The 12,210-nt window shown below is 67.6% G+C and carries 6 protein-coding genes; 5 read left to right on the top strand and 1 reads right to left on the bottom strand.

What is annotated here, in order from left to right:
* The coding region (locus tag AC3IFE_RS10750) for an AMP-binding protein (RefSeq protein ID WP_489190503.1) at positions 1–1,110 on the top strand (1,110 nt) is incomplete at its 5' end.
* 733 nt (positions 1,111–1,843) lie between these two features.
* Here AC3IFE_RS10750 and AC3IFE_RS10745 read toward each other — a convergent pair.
* Positions 1,844–2,659, bottom strand: coding sequence for a transporter substrate-binding domain-containing protein (locus AC3IFE_RS10745; RefSeq protein ID WP_489190502.1), 816 nt, complete (start codon positions 2,657–2,659; stop codon positions 1,844–1,846).
* 149 nt (positions 2,660–2,808) lie between these two features.
* On the opposite strand from AC3IFE_RS10745, the gene hemE reads away from it, so the two are divergent.
* From hemE to AC3IFE_RS10725, 4 genes are all read left to right on the top strand, one after another.
* On the top strand, positions 2,809–3,903 hold the full coding sequence (gene hemE / locus AC3IFE_RS10740; protein WP_279609113.1) for a uroporphyrinogen decarboxylase: 1,095 nt from the start codon (positions 2,809–2,811) through the stop codon (positions 3,901–3,903).
* A 451-nt stretch (positions 3,904–4,354) separates the two neighbouring features.
* Complete coding sequence (locus AC3IFE_RS10735; RefSeq protein WP_489190501.1) at positions 4,355–6,616, top strand: primosomal protein N'; 2,262 nt, start codon at positions 4,355–4,357, stop codon at positions 6,614–6,616.
* Between the two features lie 428 nt (positions 6,617–7,044).
* Positions 7,045–10,977 (top strand): trifunctional transcriptional regulator/proline dehydrogenase/L-glutamate gamma-semialdehyde dehydrogenase, encoded by a 3,933-nt coding sequence (putA, locus tag AC3IFE_RS10730; RefSeq protein WP_489190500.1) that lies wholly within the window; start codon positions 7,045–7,047, stop codon positions 10,975–10,977.
* Positions 10,978–11,062: 85 nt separating this feature from the next.
* Positions 11,063–12,202 carry a branched-chain amino acid ABC transporter substrate-binding protein gene (locus AC3IFE_RS10725; protein ID WP_011546793.1) on the top strand — a complete coding sequence of 380 codons (1,140 nt, stop codon included), beginning with the start codon at positions 11,063–11,065 and terminating at the stop codon, positions 12,200–12,202.
* The last annotated feature ends 8 nt before the right edge of the window (positions 12,203–12,210 follow it).

Here is a 12,210-nt window from a genome sequence, read left to right as displayed (position 1 = left end):
GCGATCGGCGCGACGCTCGACGCCAACGATCCGATCAACATCCAGTTCACGAGCGGCACGACCGGCAGCCCGAAGGGCGCGACGCTCACGCACCGCAACGTCGTCAACAATGCGCGCTCGATCGCGATGGCGATGCGTTTCACCGAACAGGATTCGCTCTGTATCCCGGTGCCGCTCTATCACTGCTTCGGGATGGTGCTGGCCGTGCTCGCCTGCGTGTCGACGGGCGCCGCGATGGTGTTTCCCGGCGAAGCGTTCGACCCGGTCGCGACGCTCGCGGCGGTGGCCGAAGAACGCTGCACCGCGCTGCACGGCGTGCCGACGATGTTCATCGCGGAGCTCGATCATCCGGCATTCGCGACATTCGACCTGTCGACGCTGCGCACCGGCATCATGGCCGGCTCGCCGTGCCCGATCGAAACGATGAAGCGCGTGGTGGCGCAGATGCATCTGTCCGAAATCACGATCGCGTACGGGATGACGGAGACGAGCCCCGTGTCGTTCCAGAGCTCGACCGACGATCCGCTGGAAAAGCGCACGACGACGGTCGGCCGCATCCAGCCGCATCTCGAAGTGAAGATCGTCGATCCGAGCGGGAACATCGTGCCGGTCGGCGCCACGGGCGAGCTGTGCACGAAGGGCTATTCGGTGATGCTCGGCTACTGGGGCGACGACGCGAAGACGCGTGAAGTGCTGGTCGACGGCTGGATGCATACGGGCGACCTCGCGACGCTCGATGCGGACGGCTACTGCAACATCGTGGGCCGCCTGAAGGACATGGTGATTCGCGGCGGGGAAAACGTCTATCCGCGCGAGATCGAGGAATTCCTGTTCCGCCATCCGAAGATCCAGAGCGCGCAGGTATTCGGCGTGCCCGATGCGAAGTACGGCGAGGAGCTGTGCGCGTGGATCGTGCTGCGCGCGAACGAGCAGATGACCGAGGACGACGTGCGCGCGTTCTGCAACGGGCAGATCGCGCACTACAAGATTCCGCGCTATATCCGCTTCGTCGACGAGCTGCCGATGACGGTGACGGGCAAGGTGCAGAAGTTCGTGATGCGCGAGCGGATGATCGAGGAACTGAAGCTCGACGTGCAGAAAACCGCTTGAAGCGGGACGGCACGGGAAAATGCGGGAAAAACGGGGCGGCTCGCGGGTCGCTACGTTTTCGATGGACGAAAAAAAGCGGGCTTATTAGCCCGCTAAAAACCACACGCTACGGGGTTAGCGCGAGGAGACCAAAGATGAAACCGGATCCGGCGGGGAGCCGGAAACGACTCCAACAGGGATGCCCCTCGGAAGGGCTTCGGTACGTGACCGACTGGCTCGCAGCGCTTCGCGTCCGCTCACACTTGGCACACGAGACCGCATCCGTGTTGAAACCGTTGAGGCCCATTGTGGGCGAATTAATGACCCATGGCGGTAACAAAGTGTTTCAGGTTGTAACGCCCGTCAGATAAGGCTTTCCGGGATTTTTTGCTGTTTTCGGGATCCTGAAAAAGGTCATATTTACCCATCTTTTCCGCTGTGTTTTCGAGGTATGCGCGCGATGCGTTTTTCACGCGTATCGGGCGCGATGAATTGCCGATTTTCACGCGCGAACGGGCACGGCCCGACCGATACCGCGCATGACGATTCATTCGTCAGAAAGATTTTGAAACGTGATCGGCATGCGTGGAAGTCGGCCGTTCGGCCAATTCGGCGGGTTTCGGGCCGCTGGAAGGCCGCGGCTCGCGACGGCAAGGTGTAACGGCGGCATGCCGGCCGCCGCCCCGCGCGGGACGTCGGCGCCCGGCGGCCGCGGGATCGATGCCCGCGATCGGCCGCCGTGACGCGGGCCTGCTTACTTCAGCCACTTGTCGGCAATTGCCTGGTATTCACCGGTGGATAGCGCGAGATGCAGCCACTGGTCGACGTATTGCTGGAACACGACGTCGCCGCGCGGCACCATGTACGCCTTCTCGCCGAACTGGAACGGCTTGTCCGGATGCACCGAGCAGAGGCCCGGATTCAGCTTTTGCTGCAGCAGCGTCTCGGAGGCGTCCGTCACCATCACGTCGGCCTTGCCCGCGAGGATCTGCTTGAAGATCGTCACGTTGTCCGGATAGACGGTCAGGTTCGCATGCGTGAAGAACTGCTTCGCGAAGCGCTCGTTGGTGCCGCCCGGATTCACGATCACGCGCGTGTCGGGCCGGTCGATCTGCGCGACGGTCTGGTACTTGTCCACATCCGCGCAGCGCACGATCGGCGTCTTGCCGTCGACCACGTACGGCTGCGTGAAGAACACGCGCTTCTGGCGCTCGAGCGTCGTCGACACGCCGCCCACCGCGATGTCGCACTTCGCGATGAAGTCGCGGGTGAGATTCGGCCAGCTCGTCTTCACGTAGTCGGTCTTCACGCCGAGCGATTTCGCGAGCGATTCGGCCATGTCGATGTCGATGCCCTCGAAGCGGCCATCCGTGCGGTAGTACGAATACGGCTTGTAGTCGCCCGTCGTGCACACGCGCAGCGTGCCGCGCGCGAGCACGTCGTCGAGCCGCGAGCCGGCCGCCGCGGCGCTTGTTGCTGGCGCCGCCGGGGCCGCGCCCTGCGCGCGCGCGGCAGTGCAGCAAAACGCGGCGGCTGCGGCGAGTGCGGCGAGCGTGGCGAATGTCTTCATCGGTCTCCTCCTTCGTTTCGTTCGATATGAGCGTCCGATCATAACGGAGCCATCGCGCGCGTCATATGGCCGCCATCGCATCGGCGTGCGCAGCCCGATCGCGGCTGTCCGGTAAAATGCCGCTTTGTCTTCGCTTCGTCGCTCCTACCGTGGCCCATAACCTGCTCAACGACACCTTCCTGCGTGCGCTTCTGCGCGAGCCGACCGACTACACGCCGATCTGGCTGATGCGCCAGGCCGGCCGCTATCTGCCCGAATACAACGCGACGCGCGCGCGCGCCGGCAGCTTCCTCGGTCTCGCGAAGAACCCCGACTACGCGACCGAAGTGACGTTGCAGCCGCTCGAGCGCTTCCCGCTCGACGCCGCGATCCTGTTCTCGGACATCCTGACGATTCCCGACGCGATGGGGCTCGGCCTCGACTTCCAGGTCGGCGAAGGGCCGAAGTTCGCGCATCCGGTGCGCACCGAGGCCGACGTCGCGAAGCTCGCGGTGCCGGACATCGAGGAGACGCTCGGCTACGTGACGGGCGCCGTGCGCGAGATCCGCCGCGCGCTCACCGACGGCCAGGGCCGTCAGCGCGTGCCGCTGATCGGCTTCTCGGGCAGCCCGTGGACGCTCGCGTGCTACATGGTCGAAGGCGGTGGCTCGGACGATTTCCGCACGGTGAAGTCGATGGCGTATTCGCGCCCGGACCTGATGCACCGAATCCTCGACGTGAACGCGCAGGCGGTGGCCGCGTACCTGAACGCGCAGATCGAAGCGGGCGCGCAGGCCGTGATGATCTTCGATACGTGGGGCGGCGCGCTGGCCGACGGCGCGTACCAGCGCTTTTCGCTGGACTACATTCGCCGCGTGGTGTCGCAGCTCAAGCGCGAGCACGACGGCGAGCGCGTGCCGGTGATCACGTTCACGAAGGGCGGCGGGCTGTGGCTCGAGGAAATCGCGGCCACGGGCGTCGACGCGGTCGGGCTCGACTGGACGGTCAACCTCGGCGCCGCGCGCGAGCGCGTCGCGGGGCGCGTCGCGCTGCAGGGCAACCTCGACCCGACGATCCTGTTCGCGCCGCCGGCCGCGGTGCGCGAACAGGCGCGCGCGGTGCTCGACAGCTACGGCAACCATCCGGGCCACGTCTTCAACCTCGGGCACGGCATCTCGCAATTCACGTCGCCCGATCACGTCGCCGAACTCGTCGACGAAGTCCATACCCACAGCCGTGCGATCCGTAGCGGAGCGGCGGGCTGAACGCAAGCGCCGGCATGCTGCGCCGCGGGATGAAAATGTTTCGTTTTTGAAACTAAACAGGACGCAATCCCGCTCCCGATGCCGATTCGGTGCTTGTCAAGACTTGACTTATACACATTTTCCACGTTGCAGCGCGGTAGAGCCCCGTGTCGGTCAATTTGTCTCGCTATGGTGAGGTAATTTGAATAGCAGCCTTATGGAATAAGGCTCCGCGGGGCACCGCCGGAAGCGGCGAAAAACAGCGGAAAGCACGGCCCGGCGCGCGTTGCGGCCGTTGAGCGGCGAGTTCTCAACAAAGTTATCCACAGGCTGGGCAGGGTATACGGCGATTCCTAATGCGAATCCAAAACTTAGCGCCGAATCTGACGTTTTACTTTAAGTTCGCTGTCGCGAGGCGGGCGTGGATGCAGGCCGTCCGTATGCCGCGCACCGCCGTTGCCGGAGCGCGCGGATGAGCGGCACCTACCTGCGCGTGGCGCTCGACCATCCGCTCGCGACCCTGTTCGACTATCGCTGCGACGCGCAGCCGACGCCCGTGCCCGGCACGCTCGTGCAGGTGCCGTTCGGCAAACGGCAGGCCGTCGGGCTCGTCTGCGAAGTCACCACTCACACCGATGTCCCGCCGTCGCGGGTGCGCGCGGTCGATGCGATCTGCACGGAGCTGCCGCCGCTGTCGGCCGACTGGCTCGCGCTCGTGTCGTTCGCCGCCGACTACTATCAGCGCGGGCGCGGCGAAGTCGCGTTGCCGGCGCTGCCGCAGGCGCTGCGCGACGCCGGACGCTGGGGGCGGCTGCTCGCACCCGAAGTGCGCTACCGGCCGACCGAAGCCGGCCGCGCGGCGCTGCCCGACGCGTTGCCCGCGCGCGGCGCCGCGCTGCGCCGGCTCGCGCAGGCGCTGGTCGATACCGGTTCGCTGACGCTGCCCGACGCGCGCGCGCTGCATCCGAAGGCGGCTGCGACGCTCGACGACTGGGCGGCGCGCGGGTGGGTCGACGTCGAGGAGATCGGCTGGACCGATATGCCTGTGGCCAACTCTGTGGATAACCTGTCGACAAGCAGTGGACGGGCTGTGCCGCCGGCGTTGACGGACCAGCAGGCCGAGGCGCTCGACGCGATCCGCGCGGCGCAGGGCTTCGCGCCGTTCCTGCTGCACGGCGTGACGGGCAGCGGCAAGACCGAGGTCTATCTGCATGCGCTCGCGTCGCTGCTCGACGCGCGGCCGGATGCACAGGCGCTCGTGCTCGTGCCCGAAATCAACCTGACGCCGCAGTTCGAGGCCGCGTTTCGCGCGCGCTTCGCCGGCGCGCTCGCCGACGATGCGATCGTCACGCTGCACAGCGGGCTCGCCGAAGGCGAGCGGGCGCGCAACTGGCTCGCCGCGCACACGGGCCGCGTGCGGATCGTGCTCGGCACGCGCCTCGCGGTGCTCGCGTCGATGCCGACGCTCGCGCTGATCGTCGTCGACGAGGAGCACGAGCCCGCGTACAAGCAGCAGGAAGGATTGCGCTATTCGGCGCGCGACCTGGCCGTGTGGCGCGCGAAGCAGCTCGGCATCACGGTCGTGCTCGGCTCGGCCACGCCGTCGCTCGAGAGCTGGTGGCAAGCCGAGCAGGGACGCTACACGCGACTCACGCTGTCGCGCCGCGCGGTGACCGACGCGACGCTGCCGACCGTGCGGCTGATCGATCTCGAAGAGGAACGGCGGCGCGGGCGCGCGTCGATGGGCGGGCTGTCGGGGCCGCTCGTCGCGGCGCTGAAGGCGCGGCTCGAACGCGGCGAACAGAGCCTCGTGTTCCTGAACCGGCGCGGCTACGCGCCGCAGCTCGCGTGCGACGCATGCGGCTGGGTGGCCGGTTGCCCGCGTTGCAGCGCGTACGTCGTGCTGCACAAGCCCGAGCATGCGCTGCGCTGCCATCACTGCGGCTGGGAAGCGCGGATTCCGCGGTCGTGCCCCGAGTGCGGGAACGTCGACATCGCGCCGCTCGGGCGCGGCACGCAGCGCATCGAGGAGGCGCTCGCCGAAGCGGTGCCGGGCGCGCGGATCCTGCGGATCGACGCGGACAGCACGCGCCGCAAGGGCAGCGCGCAGGCGCTTTTTTCCGACGTGCACGCGGGCGAGGTCGACATCCTGGTCGGCACGCAGATGATCGCGAAGGGGCACGACTTCCAGCGCGTGTCGCTCGTCGGGGTCCTCAATGCCGATACCGCGCTGTTCTCGCACGATTTCCGCGCGAGCGAGCGGCTGTTCGCGCAGCTGATGCAGGTGAGCGGCCGCGCGGGGCGCGCCGGCCTGCCGGGCGAGGTGATGGTGCAGACGCGCTACCCGCGTCACGCGCTGTACCACGCGCTCGGGCGGCAGGACTACGTGGGCTTCGCGAATTCGACGCTCGCCGAGCGTCGTGACGCGCATCTGCCGCCGTTCGTCTACCAGGCGCTGCTGCGCGCCGAAGGACGCACGCTCGACGCCGCGCTCGCGTTCCTGCTGCAGGCCGCGGCCGCATTGCCGGGGCTGCCGGGCGCCGATCGCGTGACCGTGTACGACGCGGTGCCGATGACGATCGTGAAGGTCGCGAACGTTCACCGCGCGCAGTTGCTGCTCGAAAGCGCGTCGCGGGCGGCGCTGCAGCACGCGCTGCGCGCGTGGCAACCGGAACTGCGCGCGCTGAAGGGCGTGCTGCGGTGGAGCGTCGAGGTCGATCCGCTCGATATCTGAGCGGCGCCCGCGCGGCCGTCGCGCGGAGCCGCCCGATAGCGGACGCCCGGGCTATCGGGTACCCGAACCGTCGTCGGTCGCATGCCGGGCCGCGACCCTCCGTGGGCTGCTGGTGCCAACCCCTCCGTCGCCTATCCGATGCCGGCACCGTGCCGCGCGTCACACCTCCCAGTGCAACCCGTGTTCGGCTGCTTCCGCGCATGCCGGAGGTTGCACGCGCGCGTCGAATCGGCCCGATCAGGGAAAACACCGAGCCTCCGACCACGGGCAACCCCTAGGTTGCAACCACATAAGTGACTGATTATATTGACTAACTTACGGGTGCAACCTTTGTCTCAATTTGGTTGCACCTTTTTATTGCGTGCCGTAGGATTTCGCGCATCCTCTTACACCACATTGCCGGGCTCGCACCGGCGCACGAACCCACCATGGCAAGCACCACTCTCGGCGTCAAAGTCGACGACCTTCTCCGCTCGCGCCTGAAAGAGGCGGCAGCGCGTCTCGAGCGCACTCCCCACTGGCTGATCAAGCAGGCGATCTTCGCGTATCTCGAACGGATCGAGCACGGCCAGTTGCCGCCCGAGCTGTCGGGCCACAGCGGCGTGACGGAGCTCGCCGACGGTCATGCTGGGGACGGCGACGACGACAACTCGCCGCATCCGTTCCTCGAGTTCGCGCAGAACGTGCAGCCGCAATCGGTGCTGCGCGCGGCGATCACGGCCGCGTACCGCCGGCCGGAACCGGAGTGCGTGCCGTTCCTGCTCGGCCAGGCGCGTCTGCCCGCGAACCTGCAGGCGGACGTGCAGGCGCTCGCGACGAAGCTGGTCGAGGCGCTGCGCGAGAAGAGCTCGGGCGGCGGCGTCGAAGGGTTGATCCACGAGTTCTCGCTGTCGAGCCAGGAAGGCGTCGCGCTGATGTGCCTCGCCGAAGCGCTGCTGCGCATTCCCGATCGCGCGACGCGTGACGCGCTGATCCGCGACAAGATCAGCAAGGGCGACTGGCGCTCGCACGTCGGCCACGCGCCGTCGCTGTTCGTGAACGCGGCCACCTGGGGGCTGATGATCACCGGCAAGCTCGTGACGACCAACAGCGAAGCGGGCCTGTCGTCGGCGCTCACGCGCCTGATCGGCCGCGGCGGCGAGCCGCTGATCCGCAAGGGCGTCGACATGGCGATGCGCCTGATGGGCGAGCAGTTCGTCACCGGCGAGACGATTTCCGAAGCGCTCGCGAACAGCCGCAAGTACGAAGCGCGCGGCTTCCGCTACTCGTACGACATGCTCGGCGAAGCGGCGACGACCGAAGAGGACGCGCAGCGCTACTACGCGTCGTACGAACAGGCGATCCACGCGATCGGCAAGGCGGCCGGCGGCCGCGGCATCTACGAAGGCCCGGGCATCTCGATCAAGCTGTCGGCGCTGCATGCGCGCTACTCGCGCTCGCAGCAGGACCGCACGATGAGCGAGCTGCTGCCGCGCGTGCGCGCGCTCGCGCTGCTTGCGCGCCGCTACGACATCGGGCTGAACATCGACGCGGAGGAAGCCGACCGTCTCGAACTGTCGCTCGATCTGCTCGAGGCGCTGTGCTTCGACCCGGATCTCGCGGGCTGGAACGGCATCGGCTTCGTCGTGCAGGGTTACCAGAAGCGCTGCCCGTTCGTGATCGACTACCTGATCGATCTCGCGCGCCGCAGCCGTCACCGCCTGATGATCCGTCTGGTGAAGGGCGCGTACTGGGATAGCGAAATCAAGCGGGCGCAGGTCGACGGCCTCGAAGGCTATCCGGTCTACACGCGCAAGATCTACACCGACGTGTCGTACCTCGCCTGCGCGAAGAAGCTGCTCGCGGCGCCGGACGCCGTGTATCCGCAGTTCGCGACGCATAACGCGTACACGCTGGCCGCGATCTATCAGCTCGCGGGCCAGAACTACTACCCGGGCCAGTACGAATTCCAGTGCCTGCACGGGATGGGCGAGCCGCTGTACGAGGAAGTCACGGGCCGCGACAAGCTGAACCGTCCGTGCCGCGTGTACGCACCGGTCGGCACGCACGAGACGCTGCTCGCGTACCTCGTGCGTCGTCTGCTGGAAAACGGCGCGAACACGTCGTTCGTGAACCGTATCGCCGATAAGACCGTGTCGGTGAAGGAACTGGTCGCCGATCCGGTCGACGAGGCGTCGAAGGTCGTCCCGCTCGGCGCGCCGCACGCGAAGATTCCGCTGCCGCGCAACCTGTACGGCGACGAGCGCCCCAACTCGATGGGCCTCGACCTGTCGAACGAACACCGTCTCGCGTCGCTGTCGTCCGCGCTGCTCGCGAGTGCGCACCACCCGTGGCGCGCGGCGCCGATGCTCGCCGACGACGCGCTCGCCGACGCCCCGGCGCGCGACGTGCGCAACCCGGCCGACCAGCGCGACGTGGTCGGCACGGTCAGCGAAGCGACGTCCGAACACGTGAGCGCGGCGCTTGCGCACGCGGTGGCCGCCGCGCCGATCTGGCAGGCGACGCCGGTCGATGCGCGCGCCGATTGCCTGGTGCGCGCCGCCGACCTGCTCGAAGCGCAGATGCACACGCTGATGGGCCTGATCGTGCGCGAAGCCGGCAAGTCGCTGCCGAACGCGATCGCCGAGATCCGCGAAGCGGTCGACTTCCTGCGTTACTACGCCGCGCAGATCCGCGGCGAATTCTCGAACGACACGCACCGTCCGCTCGGCCCCGTCGTCTGCATCAGCCCGTGGAACTTCCCGCTCGCGATCTTCATGGGCCAGGTGGCCGCGGCGCTCGCCGCCGGCAACACGGTGCTCGCGAAGCCGGCCGAACAGACGCCGCTGATCGCCGCGCAAGCCGTGCGCCTCTTGCGCGAGGCCGGCGTGCCGGCCGGCGCGGTGCAGCTGCTGCCGGGCACGGGCGAGACCGTCGGCGCGGCGCTGGTCGCCGATCCGCGCACGCGGGCGGTGATGTTCACCGGTTCGACCGAAGTCGCGCGCCTGATCAACAAGACGCTCGCCGCGCGCCTCGACCCGGACGGCAAGCCGATTCCGCTGATCGCCGAAACGGGCGGCCAGAACGCGATGATCGTCGACTCGTCGGCGCTCGCGGAGCAGGTGGTCGCGGACGTGATGCAGTCGTCGTTCGACTCGGCCGGTCAACGGTGTTCGGCGCTGCGCGTTCTGTGTCTGCAGGACGACGTCGCGGACCGCACGCTGACGATGCTCAAGGGCGCGATGCACGAACTCGCGCTCGGCAACCCGGACCGGCTGTCGACCGACGTCGGCCCGGTGATCGACGCGGAAGCGAAGCAGACGATCGATACGCACGTCGCGGCGATGAAGGACAAGGGCCATGCGGTCACGCAGCTGCCGATGCCGGACGCGTGCGCGCACGGCACGTTCGTGCCGCCGACGCTGATCGAGATCGGCAGCATCGACGAGTTGAAGCGCGAAGTGTTCGGCCCCGTGCTGCACGTGGTGCGCTACCGCCGCAGCCAGCTCGACAAGCTGCTGGAGCAGATCCGCGCGACCGGCTACGGGCTGACGCTCGGCATCCACACGCGGATCGACGAGACGATCGCGCACGTGATCTCGAATGCGCACGTGGGCAACATCTACGTGAACCGCAACGTGATCGGCGCGGTGGTCGGCGTGCAGCCGTTCGGCGGCGAAGGGCTGTCGGGCACGGGCCCGAAGGCCGGCGGCGCGCTGTACCTGCAGCGCCTGCTCGCGACGCGTCCGTCGGGGCTGCCGCGCTCGCTCGCGCAGTCGCTGGTCGCGGACGGCGCGACCGAAAGCGATGCGCGCGGCAACCCGGCCGCGGCGCTCACGACGCTGCGCGACTGGCTGATCGAGCAGCGCGAGCCGGCGCTGGCCGCACGTTGCGACGGCTATCTCGCGCAGGTGCCGGCCGGCGCGACCGCCGTGCTGAGCGGGCCGACGGGCGAGCGAAACACGTATACACTCGGCCCGCGCGGCACGGTGCTGTGTGTCGCGGCCACGCCGGGCGGTGCGCGCGCGCAGTTCGCGGCGGTGCTGGCGACGGGCAACCGCGCGTTGTTCGCCGGTGCGGCGGGCGAGGCGCTGGTGGCCGCGCTGCCGGCGTCGCTGAAGGCGCACGCGGCCGTGCGCAAGCAGGCCGACGCGCCGTTCGACGCGGTGCTGTTCGAAGGCGACAGCGACGAGCTGCAGACGCTCGTGAAGGACGTCGCGCAGCGCCCGGGCCCGATCGTGTCGGTGCAGGGCGTGTCGGCGGGCGCGTTCGAGAACGGCGACGCGGAAGACTACGCGCTCGAGCGGTTGCTGACGGAACGCTCGGTGAGCGTGAATACGGCCGCGGCGGGCGGCAATGCGAATTTGATGACGATCGGCTGATCATCCTTGCCGTTCGGATCAAACAAAGGAAGCGGCCAGGCGATCCCGAAGCCGCTCCCATTTACCCTGGTACCAAGGAGATGCTATGCAACACACGATGAAAAAAGTGGCAGGCGCGACGTTCGTCGCGGTCATGTCGCTGGCGGGGACGGCTCATGCGGATGACGTGAAGATTGGTTACGCAGGGCCGATGACGGGCGCGCAGGCGCACTACGGCAAGGATATGCAGAACGGGATCGTGCTCGCGCTGGAAGACTTCAACGCGACGAACCCGAAGATCGGCGGCAAGGCCGTGAAGTTCGTGCTCGACACGCAGGACGATCAGGCTGACCCGCGCACGGGTACGACGGTCGCCCAGAAGCTGGTCGACGACGGCATCAAGGGCATGCTCGGCCACTTCAACTCGGGCACGACGATTCCGGCTTCGCGCATCTACGCGAACGCGGGCATTCCGGAAATCGCGATGGCGACGGCGCCGGAATACACGCAGCAGGGCTACAAGACGACCTTCCGCATGATGACGTCCGACACGCAGCAGGGCTCGGTGGCCGGCACGTTCGCGTCGAAGGATCTCGGCATGAAGAAGATCGCGATCGTCGACGACCGCACGGCCTACGGCCAGGGTCTCGCCGACCAGTTCGAGAAGGCCGCGAAGGCCGGCGGCGCGACGATCGTCGATCGTGAATTCACGAACGACAAGGCTGTGGACTTCAAGGCGATCCTGACGAAGCTGAAGGCGGCGAAGCCGGACCTCGTCTACTACGGCGGCGCGGATTCGCAGGCAGCGCCGATGGTCAAGCAGATGAAGACGCTCGGCATTACCGCTCCGCTGATGAGCGGCGAAATGGTGAAGACGCCGACGTTCCTGAAGATCGCGGGCAACGCGGCCGAAGGCACGATCGCATCGCTGGCCGGCCTCCCGCTGGAAGAAATGCCGGGCGGCAAGGCTTACGCCGACAAGTACAAGAAGCGCTTCGGCGAAGACGTGCAGACGTACTCGCCGTACGCGTACGACGGCGCGATGGCGATGCTGAACGCGATGAAGAAGGCCGATTCGACCGATCCGGCGAAGTACCTGCCGGTGCTCGCGAAGACCGACATGGCCGGCGTCACGTCGACGCACGTCGCGTACGACGCGAAGGGCGACCTGAAGAACGGCGGCATCACGATGTACAAGGTCGAGAAGGGCGACTGGAAGCCGCTGAAGAGCATCGGCGGGAAGTAAGCAGGTTG

The organism is Burkholderia sp. APQ4-4ca, from assembly GCF_057837105.1.
This window is presented reverse-complemented; position numbering and strand designations above follow the sequence as displayed.